19 protein-coding genes are annotated in these 17,817 nt (G+C 39.8%); 14 read left to right on the top strand and 5 right to left on the bottom strand.

The genetic code is table 11. The features are described from left to right. Nucleotides 1–462: 462 nt before the first annotated feature. The 3 genes from CMT41_RS09180 (at nucleotide 463) to CMT41_RS09170 (ending at nucleotide 3,341) form a co-directional block, all read left to right on the top strand. On the top strand, nucleotides 463–888 hold the full coding sequence (locus CMT41_RS09180; RefSeq protein ID WP_058027091.1) for a VOC family protein: 426 nt from the start codon (nucleotides 463–465) through the stop codon (nucleotides 886–888). Nucleotides 889–942: 54 nt separating this feature from the next. After that, nucleotides 943–2,301 (top strand): MFS transporter, encoded by a 1,359-nt coding sequence (locus tag CMT41_RS09175; RefSeq protein WP_058027090.1) that lies wholly within the window; start codon nucleotides 943–945, stop codon nucleotides 2,299–2,301. Between the two features lie 86 nt (nucleotides 2,302–2,387). Then, nucleotides 2,388–3,341, top strand: a complete 954-nt coding sequence (locus tag CMT41_RS09170; protein ID WP_058027089.1) for an IS1595-like element ISCosp3 family transposase — start codon at nucleotides 2,388–2,390, stop codon at nucleotides 3,339–3,341. A gap of 152 nt (nucleotides 3,342–3,493) precedes the next feature. On the opposite strand, the gene CMT41_RS09165 is transcribed toward CMT41_RS09170, so the two are convergent. After that, complete coding sequence (locus CMT41_RS09165) at nucleotides 3,494–4,066, bottom strand: hypothetical protein (protein WP_057181017.1); 573 nt, start codon at nucleotides 4,064–4,066, stop codon at nucleotides 3,494–3,496. 44 nt (nucleotides 4,067–4,110) lie between these two features. Here CMT41_RS09165 and CMT41_RS19725 point away from each other — a divergent pair, with 44 nt between their 5' ends. Continuing rightward, nucleotides 4,111–4,242, top strand: a complete 132-nt coding sequence (locus CMT41_RS19725) for a hypothetical protein (protein WP_257721038.1) — start codon at nucleotides 4,111–4,113, stop codon at nucleotides 4,240–4,242. 100 nt (nucleotides 4,243–4,342) lie between these two features. On the opposite strand, the gene CMT41_RS09160 is transcribed toward CMT41_RS19725, so the two are convergent. Continuing rightward, nucleotides 4,343–6,694, bottom strand: a complete 2,352-nt coding sequence (locus CMT41_RS09160; RefSeq protein ID WP_057181016.1) for a TonB-dependent receptor — start codon at nucleotides 6,692–6,694, stop codon at nucleotides 4,343–4,345. Nucleotides 6,695–6,822: 128 nt separating this feature from the next. Here CMT41_RS09160 and CMT41_RS09155 point away from each other — a divergent pair, with 128 nt between their 5' ends. From CMT41_RS09155 to CMT41_RS09140, 4 genes are all read left to right on the top strand, one after another. Continuing rightward, entirely contained in the window at nucleotides 6,823–7,884 is a 1,062-nt protein-coding gene (locus CMT41_RS09155; protein WP_058027088.1) for an AraC family transcriptional regulator, read from the top strand. Nucleotides 7,885–8,085: 201 nt separating this feature from the next. Further along, nucleotides 8,086–8,511: a PAS domain-containing protein gene (locus CMT41_RS09150; RefSeq protein ID WP_058027087.1), complete on the top strand. Its 426-nt coding sequence runs from the start codon at nucleotides 8,086–8,088 to the stop codon at nucleotides 8,509–8,511. A gap of 132 nt (nucleotides 8,512–8,643) precedes the next feature. Further along, nucleotides 8,644–9,048, top strand: coding sequence for a hypothetical protein (locus CMT41_RS09145; protein WP_057831384.1), 405 nt, complete (start codon nucleotides 8,644–8,646; stop codon nucleotides 9,046–9,048). A gap of 144 nt (nucleotides 9,049–9,192) precedes the next feature. Next, nucleotides 9,193–9,477: a hypothetical protein gene (locus tag CMT41_RS09140; protein ID WP_057181012.1), complete on the top strand. Its 285-nt coding sequence runs from the start codon at nucleotides 9,193–9,195 to the stop codon at nucleotides 9,475–9,477. Between the two features lie 56 nt (nucleotides 9,478–9,533). Here CMT41_RS09140 and CMT41_RS09135 read toward each other — a convergent pair whose 3' ends face one another. After that, the gene (locus CMT41_RS09135) at nucleotides 9,534–9,935 is read right to left on the bottom strand and encodes a YkgJ family cysteine cluster protein (RefSeq protein WP_058027086.1); all 402 of its coding nucleotides are present in this window, start codon (nucleotides 9,933–9,935) and stop codon (nucleotides 9,534–9,536) included. A 380-nt stretch (nucleotides 9,936–10,315) separates the two neighbouring features. On the opposite strand from CMT41_RS09135, the gene CMT41_RS09130 reads away from it, so the two are divergent. From CMT41_RS09130 to minE, 6 genes are all read left to right on the top strand, one after another. After that, nucleotides 10,316–10,648, top strand: coding sequence for a PBPRA1643 family SWIM/SEC-C metal-binding motif protein (locus CMT41_RS09130; RefSeq protein WP_057181010.1), 333 nt, complete (start codon nucleotides 10,316–10,318; stop codon nucleotides 10,646–10,648). Nucleotides 10,649–11,088: 440 nt separating this feature from the next. Beyond that, nucleotides 11,089–11,307: a hypothetical protein gene (locus CMT41_RS09125; protein ID WP_057181009.1), complete on the top strand. Its 219-nt coding sequence runs from the start codon at nucleotides 11,089–11,091 to the stop codon at nucleotides 11,305–11,307. A gap of 19 nt (nucleotides 11,308–11,326) precedes the next feature. Further along, nucleotides 11,327–11,608, top strand: a complete 282-nt coding sequence (locus CMT41_RS09120) for a cell division protein ZapA (protein WP_057181008.1) — start codon at nucleotides 11,327–11,329, stop codon at nucleotides 11,606–11,608. Nucleotides 11,609–11,721: 113 nt separating this feature from the next. Further along, entirely contained in the window at nucleotides 11,722–12,441 is a 720-nt protein-coding gene (gene minC / locus CMT41_RS09115) for a septum site-determining protein MinC (protein ID WP_057181007.1), read from the top strand. A gap of 28 nt (nucleotides 12,442–12,469) precedes the next feature. Continuing rightward, a complete protein-coding gene (gene minD, locus CMT41_RS09110) occupies nucleotides 12,470–13,279 on the top strand; it encodes a septum site-determining protein MinD (RefSeq protein WP_057181006.1) in 810 nt (269 codons plus the stop codon). Nucleotide 13,280: 1 nt separating this feature from the next. Then, entirely contained in the window at nucleotides 13,281–13,559 is a 279-nt protein-coding gene (gene minE / locus CMT41_RS09105) for a cell division topological specificity factor MinE (protein ID WP_057181005.1), read from the top strand. Between the two features lie 688 nt (nucleotides 13,560–14,247). On the opposite strand, the gene ansA is transcribed toward minE, so the two are convergent. Both ansA and sppA read right to left on the bottom strand, forming a co-directional pair. After that, nucleotides 14,248–15,261: an asparaginase gene (ansA, locus tag CMT41_RS09100; protein WP_057831375.1), complete on the bottom strand. Its 1,014-nt coding sequence runs from the start codon at nucleotides 15,259–15,261 to the stop codon at nucleotides 14,248–14,250. 645 nt (nucleotides 15,262–15,906) lie between these two features. Further along, on the bottom strand, nucleotides 15,907–17,817 hold the full coding sequence (gene sppA / locus CMT41_RS09095) for a signal peptide peptidase SppA (protein ID WP_058027085.1): 1,911 nt from the start codon (nucleotides 17,815–17,817) through the stop codon (nucleotides 15,907–15,909).

Genomic DNA, 17,817 nt, shown 5'->3' with positions numbered 1-17,817 from the left:
ATTCCTTTCGTGGCACTTGTGGTTATATTTTATAGCAATCGAACTGATTTATTACTCATTAGCAAACTAATAACATCAAAAAATTCATAAAATATAGAATTCTATGGATAGGTGTTCTATAAAATAGAGTAGCTATACCCGTTACCCATCAAAGAAACGTTTGAGCAACAGCACTTCATCGTTGCTGTAACTTATAATGACGCGACATGGATGGTGTTATTAGAGAATGCAGACGGTACAGGAAGTACCTTATACGGATAATGCAGACGGTACAGGAAGTACCTTATACGGATAATGCAGGAGCAATTATCCTGAGCATATTATCCTGAGCATATTCTCCTGAACAACCATTATTTCATCACAGCGCCTTGAATTGAAATTGCTCAAGCACTCTGAAATATGCATATTGAATGGTCACGGGTATATAGTTCACAGCTTTAATATAAAAATAAGGGGAAATTTATGTCCAACTGTTTTCATCTTGCCATTCCTGCAGGAGATTTAAATTTGGCTAAAAATTTTTATTGCAATGTACTTGGCTGTAAGAGTGGCAATAGCGAAAAGCAACGTTGGCTCGACATTGATTTTTGGGGCAATGAATTGACGCTACATCAAAGTGAGGAGAGTTTACCAAAAGTACGGCATGATGTGGACATGGGGGCGGTACTTGTGCCCCACTTTGGTATACATTTACCTGAACGGGAGTTTCAAGCCTTAAAAGCGCGTATTGAAGCGGCTGGGCTGGTCTATTTAGACCCGCCTTATCGTCGTTTTATCGACAGTGAATATGAACAAGAAACCTTTTTTATTGCCGATCCGAACGGAAATATTCTTGAAATGAAAACCATGGTCAACCCTAAAGTTTTGTTCAAAGTTGAAAGCGCTTAACCATTAACGCTAAGCGAGTCATCGGCGATACTGCTGACAGTTCAGGGAGTGATTATGTCTAACCGAGTCCCACACCAAATCAATATTATCGTTGCCATGTATCTAGGTTATGCCGCCATGATGATTTGTCGTCAAATGGTCACCATTCTCAGTCCTGCCTTACTTGCCGATGAAACCTTAGCGTTAAGCAAAACAAACCTTGGCGATTTTGCCGCTTATGGCACCTTAGGTGCTCTGGTTGGCAAACTTATTTGGGGACCTCTTGCCGACAAGATTGGCGGTCGATTGACAATGTTAATGGGAATTTTTCTTACCGCGCTATTTATCATTGCCTTTGGACTTTCAACCAATGTCATGGCCTTTACTGGCTGTTCATTTCTGCTTTACTGCACAAAATCCTCTGGCTGGCCCGGTATGACTAAATTGATCGGGCAGTGGTATCACCCGCAACATTATGGACGAGTGTGGAGTATTCTCGCTACCAGCTCGAGATTTAGTGTGGTATTGGCCACTTTTTTCTTTGGTTGGCTGTTGAGCTTTATGCCTTGGCGAACCGTGGCCTTCATCGCGGCTGCTTTAGCGTTAATAATTTTTATCGGCTGCTATATTTACCTGAAAGAGAAGCCAGATAATCCAGCATTTTTCAAAGTAAATGAAAGCCATAGCGATAACAAAGGCGATAACAAAGACAATCACAAAACTGACAATTCAGTGCAGGCTAGGGCAGAAAAACAGGCGCTGGATAACAAATATAATCACCCACTTAAAGACACCGACACGATTGCTGGACTGGTGGCCTTTGCAAAAAGCCCCAGAGTTTGGCTAGTGGTGATCATGTTGATGGTGCTTACTTGCATGATGGCCTTTTTAGACTTTGTTGCGGTTTATCTGATGGAAAGCTATCAACTGAGCCCCTCTAAAGCCGCAATGGCCTCGACCGTCTTTCCCCTTGGCTCTTTGACTGGTCTGTTGGCCGCAATCGCCTTTTATGACCGCTGTTCAAAGCGAGGCATTAGGACAGTATTAACCATAGCGCTGATACTTAGTTTATTGAGCGTGCTTACTTTGCAGTATTTACCCTGGTTTAATTTGAGTGCACAAATGAACTTCTCGGTAGCGCTGGGCGCAATATTTTTGTTTGCTTTTTCAATTTCCCCTGCCTATTACTTACCTATGTCGATATTCTCTATTGAATACGGCGGTCCCCATAGTGCGACTTTGGTGTGTTTAATTGATGCCTTTGGTTTTGCTGCCAGTGCAATTTTTGCTTTCATTGGCGGCAGACTGGCAGATAGCGCCGGTGGCTGGTCTAGCTTTATGAATATGCTCATCTTGATTTCTGCCGTTGGCATATTGTCTGTATGGGCCTTTATGCACGCAGAATATAGAGCGGCAAAGCAGTCAGTTGAATAATGGACTTAATTAAGGCTATGTCTGAGTAAATTGTTGCAAAGGAACCATACTTAATTTATGTGTGAATAACTTCCAAGGTGACACTCATGAATGAACAACAATTTACTCCTTTTTTACAGCAGCTTACATTGTTATCGCCGAGTCAGCGACAACGACTTCATCAGAGACTAGGACAGACTGAATTATCGGCAGAAGAAGTCTTATCAGTTCAGGCAACTTTGCAACGATGTCCTCACTGTCAATCAACGTTATTAAAACCATGGGGATCAAGCCATGGACTGCCCCGTTATCGGTGTGCAACCTGTCAAAAAACATGTAATCCATTAACTAAAACGCCACTGGCTAGATTACGCCAACGCGATAAGTGGCTAACCTATGCTCAAACATTAATTGATGGGTTGAGTATTAGAAAAGCAGCCAAATTATGCGGTGTTGATAAGAACACAGCATTTCTTTGGCGTCACCGGTTTCTAGAAATCGTTAACACGCATCAAGCGTTGCATGAAGAAGGGATTGTTGAAGCTGATGAAACCTTTTTTCTTGAGTCGTTTAAAGGTCAACGCAACTTACCGCGGCCACCAAGAAAGCGTGGAGGCGTGGGTAAAACCAGAGGAACCAGCGATGATCAAATTCCTGTGCTAGTCGTCAGGGATAGACATAAATCTACCGCGACAGTGATCTTAGCAAAAGTTGATGCCCAGCATGTGGCTGCGGTTTTAACCCCTCTTGTTGATAAAGATGCGGTACTTTGCACTGATGGTGCAGCAGTATATTCCGCATTTTGTAAAACTAAAGGGATCAAACATGAGGTGATCCATACTAAAGGCCCGAGAACGCGAGGCGCATTTCATATTCAAAACGTCAATGCATTTGATAGCAGGCTTAAAGGGTGGATGAAACGGTTTCACGGTGTTGCAACCAAGTATTTGGGGAATTACTTAGGATGGAGAAGAATGCTAGAACGTTATTCTCATATAAGCCCAGAGATTTGCTTATTTGAAGCTGTTGGGCGAATGCCACAACAGCTACTTCAGACATAGCCTTAATTAAGGCCGCAGAGTAACAAAGTTTGCTCGTTGCTAACGGCAGTGAGCTTATTAGCTAGTTAGCTAGGCGCTAATCGCACTGTTTTAGCTATAATTTAACCTAGCACTTGGTAAAGCCGAACTGGATTTACAGTAAAATATTCAAGCTAGAATAACTCGATTTCATCTTCTTCAGAAGCAATTTTATTTGCCATATCTAGGTTAAATTCAATTAAAGCTTCTTCAATGGGCACGCCAGATATAACCTTATCAAACATTTGCCGTTCTTCTTCCATAGTATATTTACTGCGGATTGTTTCTTGTAATCCTTGCCAAGCAATAGGCGAATATAAATCTGTTGGGTTACTAATAAGTGCGGTTAAAGCACTGAGACTTTGACTGACATGATCTAACCTTTGGCTGAGTTTATCGTAAAACTGAAAGGCGATTATAGCTGAATGTACTTTATCCAAGGCAGTTGACGTAGAGCCTTCAATTATTAACTTCATTTTTTCACTACTTTCATCTTTTTGATTTAATTGGGCAATGGAGCTCTGAATATCACTTAAATTGGTGGCAAGACCGGTAAATGATTTAGATAAAGTTGAAACAGAAGAGTTACCCTCATTCATCGATTGATCAATTTGAGTCACTGCCAAGTTAAGCATGACGATAGTTTCTTTTAATTGGCTCCAGTCTAAGTCCGGACGAGAAGAGGTTGAGCCAGATAAAACATTCATATTATACATCCCTGTGCTAATTAAATTAAAAATTAAGGTGAAGAATGGTAATTATAGAAGTAAATGAGATTTTTCTAGGATTAAATTATTTATTGGCACAAATGAAGCAATATCAAGGCTCAACACTGACCGTTGATGCCATGCAAAGGTTTAGTTACTGTTTGAGTCAGAGCTAACGGGCGATAAAAAAAGCAACTGGAACGTTGCTATTTCAGGGGTAAATAAAGGCAAAGGGCAGCGTTAGTTTGCAAGGTCAACTGCCCTTAATAGCGTCAGCTAAAAATTATAATCAACTTGTATGCCATATACCGCAGGGCGATCAACAAAGCCATAAAAAGTATCAGTGCCAAAAGTACTGCCTGATAATGGGTTATTACCCACATAGGTCAATACTTCTGCATTGGTCATGTTTTTAGCAAATAGTGCAATGTTCCACTGTTCACTTTCAAGGGCAATACGCATATCGACTTTGTTGTAAGCGTCAATTTCATAAAGTGGATTTAAGTTAACATCAACATTCTGTTTTGCCGAGTGGTAAAGCCCAAGCGTAGTTCGAAAATATTCAAAACCCAAGAATGAAATATCAGTGAAATAGTCAAAACCGATACTGGCAGTGACTTTAGGGGTAAATTGCCCAGACTTGCCAGTGTAATCACAAAGTTGATTGCCATCAGCGCCCATATCACCATCGGGTACTTGTCTGCTATGACAGTTGCCATTAGTGAAGTCGGTATATTCATGGTCTAAATAAGCGATACCATATTGCATTGATAAACCATCGAACAATATCCAACGACCTTCAATTTCAACACCTTGCACCACGGTCTCTTTGGCATTACCGACATTAAAACCAAGTACACCATCAAATTGGCTGACTTGTAAGTTGTCGTATTCGGTGCGGTAAAACGCTAAGTTTATCTCTAAAGTATCATCGAGTATTAATGACTTTACCCCCAATTCATAAGCCGTTGCTTCTTCTTCGCCAAATTCCCACGAATTGACGTTATTGGCTCTGGCATCAAAGCCACCTGCCTTAAAACCTGTGGTGGCAGAAGCGTAGAGCATAATTTTATCATCAATTTTATAACTGACATTAATCAGCGGAGTAAAAGAGTTCTCATCACGTTGACCGGTTAAGTTATGACCTTGGGGTGATAAAGGGCTTTGCTCGCTTTGAATACCAAAAACAGCATCAAATAAAGCCGGTGCCATGGGATCTTCAGTAATATCACCGGTACTTAAGTCGGTAATATTCATCACGCGAGAAGATGTTTTCTCTTCACTGGTAAAACGAGCACCTAAGGTAAGTGTTAAGGCATCGGTGAAATGATAACGACCTTGGAAAAATGCCGACCACATATCGCTATCTAACTGATAGTTTCGACCCGCAGCTTGTCCGGTCATAGGTGCGAGAGCACCACCCGAGATTAAACCTAAAATACTGTTGCTAGGTATAATGATATTATCATCAAAGGCAAGTTCACTGGTTTGATAAAATAGCCCGCCTAGCCAATCAAATTTTTCTCCTACCGGCGAGACTAATCTAATCTCTTGACTGAACTGCTGATACTCTTCATCAATAAATACTGAAAAGATAGGCGCGGCGGTGTAATCACAATCACAGGTTTCAACAAAGTCATATGAAACGAAGCCCGATACCGAGGTGAGGGTGTAGTCGCCGAAGATGAAGTTAGCGGTTAACGTGGCATTATTTAAATTGTTAGTATTACTTTCTTCGGCATCAGCTTGGCGCTGATAATTCAATGTACTGTCGGCTATTGCCTGAGGGTGGCCTAAAATTCCTAATATTTGGCTGAATGTTGCGCCAGGAATAGGGTAACCGTCAAGAGCCGGCTCATCTTGAATTACTTCTATTTGTCGACCAGTGCCATTAAACTCATCTCGTTCGACTTTAAATAAGAAGTTCATGGTATCGCTCGGCTCCCATAAAAGACTCAAACGCACAGCGCCTTCATCACGAATGGTCTCATCTCGTTCTTTAAAGGTGTTGTCAATATAGCCATCTTCAGAATAATGGCGAACGGCTAACCTTGCCGATAAAGTATCCGTCAGTGCACCAGAAACCATTGCAGTTAATTCAGTGGCGCCAATGGTCGGTTGATACTGCAAGCCAAGATGAATTTCGGTGTCTTGGCTTGGTTTAGCCGAAGATAAATTCAGTGCACCAGCAACGGAGTTTTTACCAAACATTATCGATTGCGGACCTTTTAGCACTTCAATTCTTTCTAAATCTAGAAAGGGCATGCGCAGTAGTTGTTGTCGGCCATAATGGATACCGTCGATATACTGACCGACGGATTGTTCAAAACCTTGGTTATTACCAGTACCTATACCGCGAATAAACATTTGTGTACTAATGCCGGTTTCTGTCATATGCAAATTAGGTACTGAATATTGTAAGTCATCAATTTTTTCAATGCTTTTTTCTTTGATATCATCGGCGCTCAATACGTTCATTGATATCGGGGTGTCTTGCGCATTTTCCGATCTTTTTTGTGCCGTTACCTGAATTACTTCTAATGTGACTAGATCTTGTGCGGTGGCCGCGTTAATGGCTACAGCACAGCCACTCAAGGCGAAGATGCTTTTTAATGCTAGATTTTTCATGTTATCTCACTCTCTTATTATAATTTTTAATCATCGTTATCACTAATAATATAAAGAGGAGTTATAGTGAAAATAAGGTGAATAGCGGTCAATTTGAGGTGATATACGGGCTATTTGATGGTTAACTGGTGTCAAATAGCAATAAGTTGAATAACGATATGGTTTCAAAAAACAGCATGCCGGCTAACTTTTCCGGTCAAGTATTTGCGCATAAGCTTAACTTTATTGCGTCCACCTTAGCTAAAAAAGGTATTCATTTATCGCGTTTGTTAAAGGGTACTGATATTGAACCACATGGCTTAAAAGATCGTGAATATAAAATCCATAAAGAACAAATAGTCACTTTTTATCGAAATGTTTTAGCACTGGACATGCCCGCGATTAGTTTATTGTTGGGAGCCGCAATAAAACCTAAGGACTACGGGCTATATGGTTGCACGTTATTATGCTGTAAAGGTCTACGTTCCACCCTAGAGTTTGCTATTCGTTATCATAATTTAGTCACTAAAACCGTTAATATGTCACTGCATGATGATGAATCTGGGCAATCGTGCTTTCGTTTTGAAGATCTGTTGTTTACCCGTGATTTAGAAGAATTTAATATCGAGCTACAGTGCGTCATTGTTTTATCTTTGGTACGAGATTGTTTAAACAGCGAAAATTTTTCTTTTGATGCCTTAAGGTTTAGCTTTGCCAAACCTAAACACCATCAACTTTATCAAGAATTTTTCCGTTGCCCAATAAGTTATGGTAATCAACATAGTGAATTTCTATTTAATAACGACAAGTGGTCATTAAATACACCAAGCAGTAATCCTTTTGCCATGCCGATCTTACTTAGCCAATGTGATGTGGTGTTAAATTCAGTGGCGATAAAAAATGAATTTTTAATCACCATCAATAATTGGATAGCTGCTAATATGCAACAGGAGCTTTGTGCTAAAAAACTGGCGAGTGCCCTCTATCTCACCCCAAGGACGTTACGCAGAAAGTTATCAGAGCAGGGCACAAGTTTTACCGAAATTGTCAAAGATTTACGCTGCAGCGCCGCTAAGAAATTAATAACCGAGACGCAATTGACCATTGAAGACATAGGCTGTGCTATTGGCTTTAATGATGTGTCAAATTTCAGAGCTGCATTTAAAAAGTGGACTGGGGAAACGCCATCAAAGCTTAGACACGTTAATTAAGCTATCGATTAGCTCCCCATGACCATAAATTGGCAATGCTCGTGGGCAACCCTAACACAGTCGCTTGAATCTTTAAAAATAAAGCCATACGATGGCTGGCAGCTATAATAAAGCACAAAATTCAGTTTGCTGTGTTTCGTTCAGCTATAATTTTATCTAATTATCTAAGCTTTGCCCATTAACCAGTAGGAAAGGTGATTTATGTTTACTGAGCAACCAGAAGATTTTATTTATAACTCATCAATAGGCATCCATGTTGTCTCTGCAGAAGGTATTATTGTTTATGCCAACGAATGTGAACTGGAGGTGTTAGGGTATACCAAGGATGAGTATATAGGTCATCATGTGTCAGAATTTCAACAAGACAAGTGTTGTTTATCTGACATGATGGCGCGGTTAGGCCGTATGGAAAAGTTGAAAAATTACCCGGCAAAGGTACAAGGGAAAGAGGAACTGAAATATATTATCTACAACTCAAGTGTTTATGAAGAAAATGGTGAGTTTAAACATACACGTTGTTATGGCACAGAGGTTATAAAAACGATTTATGATGCTTTTTTCAAACATTTTGATTTTTCAGGATCTGCTGACAAGCTGTTAACAGATAATAAGCGTCTTGATAATTAAGCTTTACTTGAACCTATATCACCAAGGTGTATTGATGAGTGCCAGGTTGGCTGTGTCACAAGCGCTACTCATTTTTGTACACTAGTATCAGCCCGTTAAATAAATGGGTGTTTAATTTCTGGAGCAGTTACAGTGAGAAAATCTTTATTTATATTGTTAGCTTTATTATCTTTTGTGTCGGCTAGTCAAGCCGAAGATACCGAGGTATTGAACATCGATCGTTCGGTAACAAACACAATTATTTTGTCTTTCCCTAATGATAATAATGTTAAGCCCAAAGCGGGTGACTTTGAAATAGTAAACTATGTACTAATGAGTAATGACATAGGTGAACGCTGGGGGGTTATAACACTAACGAATTTATCCTCGGGTAACCGCGAGTTAGATCAAGATCATTTAATGGCGCTATTTGCTGATGGCAGTCGTAACAAGCCACTAGAGTATAAATTAAACTTCAAAGGCAAAGAAACACAGTCCATTACCGTGTCCTTTGGCGTGTTTAAATTTCCAATATTGAGCATCTATACCAGCAACTAAAACGATTATATCCTTTCATAAATCAAACGCTTCACTAAGGGATTAAATCTTACCAGCTGACAATGACTTGCAATGTGTGAGACATTTTAGCAAACTAAGTAAAAGTCCTATAGTAGGGCGCGACATTACTTCTGGATATCTATTATGAATTTAGATAAATCAACAAAACGTATAGCAAAACGAGTTAAAAAAGGCTTTCAAGGTTACCCACAAATATCACTGGCTTATTTTGGTGAATCGACAACTTGTGCAACACAAGTTGTTGTTGCTTACACCTCAGAAGAAGGTGCTGAGATACAAGAGCAGAAGTTTTCCTGTCAGGGTGATGTTAGAACCGATGAAACTATTCAAACGACATTATGGAAGGTTATTGAGCGGGCAGACGCAAAAACAGTGTTAGAAGTTAGCGGTGTTGCAATTATTCAATAAGGTTAGCAAACCAGCAGTAGCCGATTAATCTAGCTTGTCTGCCAAGATAGATTACCCTAGGAGTAGCTTGGCGGGCGGCTATCTTGCATCAATACATCTAATTTTATTTGCGCTTTTTTGTGATTTTCTAAGTCTATTACTTCAATCATCTCACATTCATCTCTGATCATTTCAGCAATCAGGCTAGGATAATGACGACAGTCTTCCGGTCTATCTAAATAAATGCTGCAAGTATAAAGATCCGGCGCGAGTGGGTCTTTTTTTGCCGCTATTGCTAGAAAAGGGCAACTTTTTAGTCGTAAACCAGATTTAGGGTCGAACCATAACTCATTGTTTTTAACAAATGCGAAGATTTCAGGGTTAAATATTTCCCATAGGTCAATCTCTTCTTTGCTTGCTGCCAGATCACCGCCGCCGTATTTGATACAACATTTCCCGCATTGATTACAATCTTTCATAGTTCACTAGTGAGTAGGTATACCAAGCCTTATTGTATCATTGATGTTACTCAAGCACTCTAAACATGAATTTTTATTAGTAATATCATTTTCATTAAGTTTGTGATCTTGTTGTGCTCAGCAAAAAACATTTCAGGACAAGGCGCTCGATTGGCCAAATAGTGGCCTATTGGGATTGTAGTTTTGGCCTATTTTACCCCCACAAGTGGGCCATAATTTAGTGAAATTGGTATAATATGGCTATATAGGGACATTATATATCTGAGCTTTGGGGTAAATGATAAAATAAAAGCCAGAGAGTCAATTCAACGGTCGACTATTTACCACTTTACGTTATACTGCCGCGCTTAAAGCAAGCATTTAAATTAGCGGAGAAAATCATGCACGATCTTTATTACAAAGGACGTATCCACATCAGACATAACCATGTCACCACAGGTTATAACAATAAACGTGCGGTAAAACTTGGTACTGAAAAAAAACCATTAACGCTAGTGGTTAGTAGTGATGAAAGAAAACTCGAAGTAGCGAGCTTAGTTGCCGAGAATGAACTTTTTGCTGATATTACTGTAGACAGCACCAGCGATGAAAATATCATTGAACTTAACGCCATACTCAACAAACCCACCACGACTCGATTCGACCAAACACCGAAGCGTAATGATCCTTGTTCATGTGGCAGTGGCAAAAAATATAAAAAGTGTTGCGGCTAACAAAATTCTTATTATCCATGCCTTTATTTAAGTGACTGCTACGCAATTGTTGGCTAACAATCTGTAAGTAACTTTTGACTAGTCTTAGCTTAAATAATTGCCATCAATATAAGCCGCCATGACATCGTGCACTTGCTGGCGAAACAGTCTATTAGTTCCCACGGTTAGAATTTGAGAAAAATTTACTACCCTTGGCTGTTGACCCAGCATGGTCTAGCGTATGGTCAATAAAGTAGCATGAAAGCCCATAACGGTAACTAACGAGTTATCGGTTATTTTTTACTCTTTAAGTATATTTTTTGAGCATAATCAACTAATCCCACCAAACATTAAAATTTGTTACATAATTTAAGCCGATAATCGTGCTTAAAGGTAGTATTCTGCCTCACTTTAGATTAAATTTGCAACCTTAAATTTACTACAGTTAATAAGAGCGCCTTATGTTAGAAAATACTCTCCCTCAACTCGAACAACTGATTGAAGACATCATTGAAAAAAATAACCAGCTAAAAAATCAAGTGGCTGAACTAGAGCAGCAAAAAACCGTGCTTATTGATGAAAATGAAACCTTGCAACTTGAAGCCCTTGAAGGTGAAGAAAAACAAAAACAGACCAATGACGTTTTAACAAATTTACTAGGTAAATTACAAAGTGCATAAGTGCATAAGAGCATAATTAATGATTACTGAAGACTCTACAGGCATCAGCATTAACATTTTGGGCAAGCCACATCAGTTTGCTTGCTCAGCTGAGCAAGCAGAGGATTTAACTCAAGCCGCACGTAGCCTCGCTAATATGTGTATAGACATCAAGCAACAAACGGGTATTGGCAGCCGCGAGCGTGTTTTATTGGTGGCGGCCATGAATTTAAGTCATTCATTATTGATGGCGAATAATAAAATTGAACGTTATCAACTTGCACAAGATGCTTTAATTTCCACCTTAAAGAGCGCTTTATAAACACTTTCAACTTTTCAATATTATTACTCTCTGCTTGTTATTGTGGCGGTAATATTAGCGAGTTGATGATTAGCTAGATACCGTCACTTGTCTTATTTAGGGAAACCTTCTTTATGGCTGATGCCAGCATTGAATTTAAAGGGTCAAGTTTTACCCTGTCTGTTTTACATTTAAAGTCGTCAGAATTAGCAGATATTCGTGCTGATTTAACCAACAAAGTAGCGCAAGCTCCCGATTTTTTTTACCGAGTTCCCGTCGTGGTAAATGTTGAAAAACTCAACGGTTCCATTGATTATCAAGGGGTAAAAACATTAATAGAAGAATTCAATTTTACCTTTGTTGGCTTCACTGGCGTTATCGCTAAAGCGCAACGTCAGCAAATTCGGGATCTTGGTTTTTCATTTGTTAATTCAGCGAAAGCCAATACCACGACAAAAGCCAAGATTAGCAAAGAGAGCGTAGTTGCCAAGACTGAAAGCGTAGCGGCGACAACGCAACGTCATTTATACACGGATAAAATACACCGAGGCCAGGTTCGTTCTGGTCAGCAAGTGTATGCTAAAGAGCAAAATTTAGTCATTATCGGCTCAGTTTCAGCGGGCGCTGAAGTCATTGCCGATGGTAATATTCATGTCTATGGCTCTTTACGTGGTCGCGCCATTGCCGGCGCAACCGGCCATCATAGCGCGCAAATATATTGTCAAAATCTTCAGGCTGAGTTGGTTTCTATTAATGGTCACTATTGGCTAAGTGAGTCCATGGAGCAACACTGGGACTCACCGGTATATATTCATTTGACCGACAACGAGCTAACGTCATCAAAACTCATTTAATTTTTAACTTATAAAGGATATTCTGTCTATGGCACGAATAATAGTAGTTACCTCAGGAAAGGGCGGTGTTGGCAAAACGACATCTAGTGCTGCAATTGGCCTTGGTTTAGCGTTAAAAGGACATAAAGTAGTATTAATTGATTTTGATATAGGCTTACGAAATCTAGACCTGATAATGGGCTGTGAACGTCGTGTGGTATATGATTTTGTCAATGTGATTAATGGTGAAGCCACCTTGAATCAGGCCTTAATTAAAGATAAACGTGTCAGCAGTTTATCTATATTACCCGCCTCACAAACACGTGATAAAGATGCCTTGAATAAAGAAAATGTTGGTAAGGTGCTCGATGATCTGGGTAAACTTTTTGACTTTATCATTTGTGATTCGCCAGCAGGTATTGAGGCTGGAGCCATGATGGCGCTTTATTATGCCGATGAGGCTATAGTAACCACCAATCCGGAAGTATCATCGGTACGTGACTCTGATCGAATTTTAGGCATGTTAGCAAGTCGTTCACGTAGAGCTGAACTTGGCTTAGAACCGATAAAAGAGCATTTATTATTAACACGTTATTGCCCTAAACGTGTTGCTGAAGGTGAAATGCTGAGTGTCGAGGATGTAGAAGATATTCTGTCGATACCGTTGTTAGGTGTTATTCCTGAGTCACAAGCTGTGCTTAAAGCATCAAATGCGGGCGAGCCAGTTATTTTAGATACCGACAGTGATGCCGGTCAAGCTTACCAAGATGTCATTGATCGCCTGTTAGGTGAAACCATTGAGTTTAGGTTTTTACTCGCTGAGAAAAAAGGCATCTTTAGTCGGATGTTTGGAGGATAACATGGCATTACTGGATTATTTTTTACGCAAAAAAGAAAAGCAGGTAACCACAGCATCCAGGGCGAAAGAACGTCTGCAAATCATCGTTGCTCATGAACGCAATAGCCGCAATAAGCAGCCAGATTATTTACCGCAACTTACCGCAGATATTCTAGTGGTATTGCGTAAGTACATCAAAGTATCGGATGAGAGTTTTTCGATAAAACTTGATAATAAAGATGGTGATTTAAACGTGTTAGAGCTCAATATTGAATTACATGATGAGCACGATAGCAGTTAAGTTTATTAACCTTGCCTCAATATATCGAAAAACACCAACTTTCAGCAAGGACTACCGGCTGAGTAATGGTGTTTTATCATTTTACTTGAGTAATTAATGCTTAGGTAAGTTCACCACGTAAACTCAATTGCATTTGTTGGCACATTTCGTCATAGCTTAAGTTTTTACTTGAGTAATTAAATGCTTAGGTAAGTTCACCACGTAAACTCAATTGCATTTGCTGGCACATTTCGTCATAGCTTAAGTTTTTACTTGAGTAATTAAATGCTTAGGTAAGTTCACCACGTAAACTTAATTGCATTTGCTGGCACATTTCGTCATAGCTTAAGTTTTTACTTGAGTAATTAAATGCTTAGGTAAGTTCACCACGTAAACTCAATTGCATTTGTTGGCACATTTCGTCATAGCTTAAGTTTTTACTTGAGTAATTAAATGCTTAGGTAAGTTCACCACGTAAACTCAATTGCATTTGCTGGCACATTTCGTCATAGCTTAAGTTTTTACTTGAGTAATTAAATGCTTAGGTAAGTTCACCACGTAAACTTAATTGCATTTGCTGGCACATTTCGTCATAGCTTAAGTTTTTACTTGAGTAATTAAATGCTTAGGTAAGTTCACCACGTAAACTCAATTGCATTTGTTGGCACATTTCGTCATAGCTTAAGTTTTTACTTGAGTAATTAAATGCTTAGGTAAGTTCACCACGTAAACTTAATTGCATTTGCTGGCACATTTCGTCATAGCTTAAGTTTTTACTTAATAAGTAATGTAGTTTAGTTAACGTTGCCTCTAGGGTCATATCATGACCACTGATGACACCGACCTCGCTCAAGGCATTGCCTGTGGCATAGCCAGACATATTGACCGTGCCTTTGATACACTGGCTACAGTTAACCACCACGATACCTTGCTCTTTCGCTTTGCTTAAACAAGCGAGTAAGGCTTTATCTTGTGGCGCATTACCAACACCGTAGCTGCGTAAAATAAGGGCTTTCACCGGCTGTTTTATGGTATTTTCAATGACGGCACTGCTTATACCTGGGTATAAGTGCACTACACCGATGGGCTGGGGAGTGATTTTTGCAAGTTGCAGTGGCGGCACTTTTTCAATGCTTGGCGCTATCTTTCCCGCCACTAATTGAATATTGATACCGGCTTCAAGTAATACTGGCATATTAGGGGAATCGAAGGCGTTAAAGCCATCGGCATAGGCTTTTATACACCGATTACCACGGTAGAGTTTGTTATTGAAAAACAAACCAACTTCACTAATGGGGTAATTAGCCGCTATGTATAAGGCATTTAACACATTAACTTGGCCATCAGAGCGCAGTTGACTAAAGGGTATTTGTGAGCCGGTAACAATGACGGGTTTGCTTAAATTCTCAAACATAAAAGACAAAGCTGAGCTGGTATAAGCCATGGTATCGGTACCATGTAACACCACAAAACCATCATAATCATCATAATTGGCTTTAATATCATCGGCGATACGTTGCCAATCTCTTGGCGTCATATTGGAGGAATCAATTAACGGCTGATATTCACTGATGGTGAAATCTGGCATTTCACTGCGATGAAATTCAGGCAGTGCCTTGATTGATTCACTCAGATGGCCTTTAGCCGGTACAAAGCCTTGAGTGCTTTGCTTCATACCAATAGTACCGCCAGTGTAGGCAACATAAATTCTTTTTTTTATCATAATTGTTAATGCTATGTTGTAGATTTTATAAACGAGTAATTATACCTTACCTCTAAGCCTGATAATTATCGCTGAGTGGCAAATTAATTAATAGACTTAGTATTATATCTTAGCATGCAGGATACTTGCTATAGCACTTGCTGAATGATTTCAGTCTCGACAACAATTCTTTAGCGGATAGGTGATAACCGGGGTGTTAAATACCAATCTCAGTAAGTTATTGCCCACTTGTGCTGGTTAAAACACCCCAAGACTACGTTGCTCTCAATCCCAATAGCCCGCTATTGCTCAATCGAACGCCTTGTCCTGAAATGTTTTTCCTGAGCACAACAAGATCACAAACTTAATGAAAATGGTTTAAGTAGACTTTGGCAGGAAGTTAATAAAAAAACATGCCTATGTAGTTTACTTAGGAACTCTTTGTAAACGTCATCTTCGAAGTTTCTAATCGAAGATCCATTGCTCTTTATACACTGGATTCAGGACAATAAGCTCCATGCATTGTCTAATAAGTGCCATCCATGGCACGTCCGATTAAAATACCACGGGGATGACGATCCTGAGCCAAGTGCATAGGCATGTTAAAAAAAAGAGGTAGTTATTTTCATAACTACCTCTACACATTAAAAGCTTTTACTGTCGCGCTTAGTTGGCACTACAAGCGATACATAAAGTATAGCGACCTTGTGGGTCATTAAACTGGTTCATTTGTGTTAACTCAGCTTTCATCATCTTAATGAATTGTGATATAGGTTTATTATTCACCGCATTGCTGGTTAAATCAATTGAGCTATGCTCTTGGCTGGTTGCAAAAAAGCTGATCACAGCTGATGACTTACCCAGTATTTGTTGCATTATTTTACTGCGCGAAGATTGCTCTTTTTCAATAAGCAGGGTGTCATAGTGTTCAAGTTTAGCTAGGTTTGCTGCCGCAACAACCGCGTCGGTTAAGCTACCTAGTTCATCAACTAAGCCAAGCTCTTTGGCTTTTTTACCGGACCACACTCGACCTTGGGCAATACTATCAACTTCAGCAAGGGTCATATTACGATTGTTGGCAACCAATTGAATAAAATCTTGGTAACCTTTGTTTATCGATAATTGAAATAATTTCGCCATGCCTGGTGTCAGGGCTTGGGTGGGGCCAAAGCCGGCCATATCGGTGGTACCAACACCATCGGTATGGATACCCATTTTGCTTAATGAATCTTCAAAAGTCATCATCATGCCAAAAATACCAATTGAACCTGTGATAGTTGATGGCGCTGCATAAATGAGATCTGCTGGTGCTGAAATCCAGTAACCACCCGAGGCAGCATAGGTGCCCATTGAAGCGACAACAGGTTTACCCGCCTTTTTCAATAATTCAACTTCTTGGCGAATAATTTCTGAGGCGTAGGCACTACCACCTGGGCTATCAACGCGTAATACTACGGCTTTAACATCATCATTCAATCGTGCTTGGCGCAATAACTTCGCGGTGCTGTCACCACCGATAGTACCGGGTTTTTGTGTACCATCTAAAATAGTCCCTTTAGCAACAATAATGGCAACCTTATCGCTACCGCTATCAGCATCCGCTGCGCTTTCATCTAACAATGAATTCGTGGCAGCAATATAATCTTGGTAGCCGATATGACTGTAGCTATCGCCTTTTTTGTTCTTGCCCACTAAATCAATAAGCTCGGTGCGCATTTCTTGGCGGGATTTGAGTTGATCAACCCAGTTATTATCAAGGGCATACTGAGCAAAACTACTGTTAGCCGCACTAAATTTAGCCACTAGAGTATCAATGTTTTCATCAAAGTTATCGATAGCAAAGCCACGACGCTCGGCCACATCTTCTTTGTATTGCTGCCATAAGTCAGTAAGCCAAAGTTTGTTGGCTTCTTTTGCCGCAGCAGACATGTCATCACGAATAAAGGGTTCAACTGCTGATTTAAAGGTACCAACACGGAAGATGTGTTGATTGATGGCTAATTTATCTAATGCCGACTTAAAGTACATTTTATAGCGACCATAACCGTCAAGTAACATAAAACCTTGTGGGTTTAACCAAATGTTATTCGCCGTACTGGCTAAATAGTATTGGTCTTGTGAAAATTGGTCACCAAGGGCAATAATGGTCTTGCCGCTACTTTTAAAGTCCTCTAGCGCTTTAGCAATATCTTGCAACTTAGTTAAACCGGCTCTGTTTAAGCCTTGCAGTTGTAAAACTAATATTTCTACCCGATCATCATTTTTCGCTTTAGCAATAACGTCTAAGATATCGGCAAGTAAAATTTCTGGTTGATCTTCTTGTTGCTCCAGTGCTTCTACTAAAAAAGCCTCCATCGGGTCAACTTCACGCTTTTGCTCTACCACATCACCAACAAGGTTTAACACTAAGGCCGTTTTGTCTGGGACTTGTACTTGTTCATCACCACTTGAAATGACGCCAATGAAGCCGAATAACAGTATAAAAAATACTAGGTTTACCACTATTGAGCGAGTAAAGCTTAATACGCGCCAGAGGGAAGAAAAGATCCGTTTTATAATGCCGGGTTTATTATTCAT

The sequence above is a fragment of the Colwellia sp. MT41 genome, from assembly GCF_001444365.1.
GTDB lineage: Bacteria > Pseudomonadota > Gammaproteobacteria > Enterobacterales > Alteromonadaceae > Colwellia > Colwellia marinimaniae.
The sequence above is the reverse complement of the archived record's forward strand: the minus strand, read 5'-3'. Positions and strand labels throughout refer to the sequence as shown.

Excerpts from the sequence above, each read along its gene's own strand:
- CMT41_RS09180 (WP_058027091.1), top strand. The coding sequence starts at position 463 with ATGTCCAACTGTTTTCATCTTGCCATTCCTGCAGGAGATTTAAATTTG.
- CMT41_RS09175 (WP_058027090.1), top strand. The coding sequence starts at position 943 with ATGTCTAACCGAGTCCCACACCAAATCAATATTATCGTTGCCATGTAT.
- CMT41_RS09170 (WP_058027089.1), top strand. The coding sequence starts at position 2,388 with ATGAATGAACAACAATTTACTCCTTTTTTACAGCAGCTTACATTGTTA.
- CMT41_RS09165 (WP_057181017.1), bottom strand. The coding sequence starts at position 4,066 with ATGAATGTTTTATCTGGCTCAACCTCTTCTCGTCCGGACTTAGACTGG.
- CMT41_RS19725 (WP_257721038.1), top strand. The coding sequence starts at position 4,111 with ATGGTAATTATAGAAGTAAATGAGATTTTTCTAGGATTAAATTATTTA.
- CMT41_RS09160 (WP_057181016.1), bottom strand. The coding sequence starts at position 6,694 with ATGAAAAATCTAGCATTAAAAAGCATCTTCGCCTTGAGTGGCTGTGCT.
- CMT41_RS09150 (WP_058027087.1), top strand. The coding sequence starts at position 8,086 with ATGTTTACTGAGCAACCAGAAGATTTTATTTATAACTCATCAATAGGC.
- CMT41_RS09140 (WP_057181012.1), top strand. The coding sequence starts at position 9,193 with ATGAATTTAGATAAATCAACAAAACGTATAGCAAAACGAGTTAAAAAA.
- CMT41_RS09135 (WP_058027086.1), bottom strand. The coding sequence starts at position 9,935 with ATGAAAGATTGTAATCAATGCGGGAAATGTTGTATCAAATACGGCGGC.
- CMT41_RS09130 (WP_057181010.1), top strand. The coding sequence starts at position 10,316 with ATGCACGATCTTTATTACAAAGGACGTATCCACATCAGACATAACCAT.
- CMT41_RS09125 (WP_057181009.1), top strand. The coding sequence starts at position 11,089 with ATGTTAGAAAATACTCTCCCTCAACTCGAACAACTGATTGAAGACATC.
- CMT41_RS09120 (WP_057181008.1), top strand. The coding sequence starts at position 11,327 with ATGATTACTGAAGACTCTACAGGCATCAGCATTAACATTTTGGGCAAG.
- minC (WP_057181007.1), top strand. The coding sequence starts at position 11,722 with ATGGCTGATGCCAGCATTGAATTTAAAGGGTCAAGTTTTACCCTGTCT.
- minD (WP_057181006.1), top strand. The coding sequence starts at position 12,470 with ATGGCACGAATAATAGTAGTTACCTCAGGAAAGGGCGGTGTTGGCAAA.
- minE (WP_057181005.1), top strand. The coding sequence starts at position 13,281 with ATGGCATTACTGGATTATTTTTTACGCAAAAAAGAAAAGCAGGTAACC.
- ansA (WP_057831375.1), bottom strand. The coding sequence starts at position 15,261 with ATGATAAAAAAAAGAATTTATGTTGCCTACACTGGCGGTACTATTGGT.
- sppA (WP_058027085.1), bottom strand. The coding sequence starts at position 17,817 with ATGAATAATAAACCCGGCATTATAAAACGGATCTTTTCTTCCCTCTGG.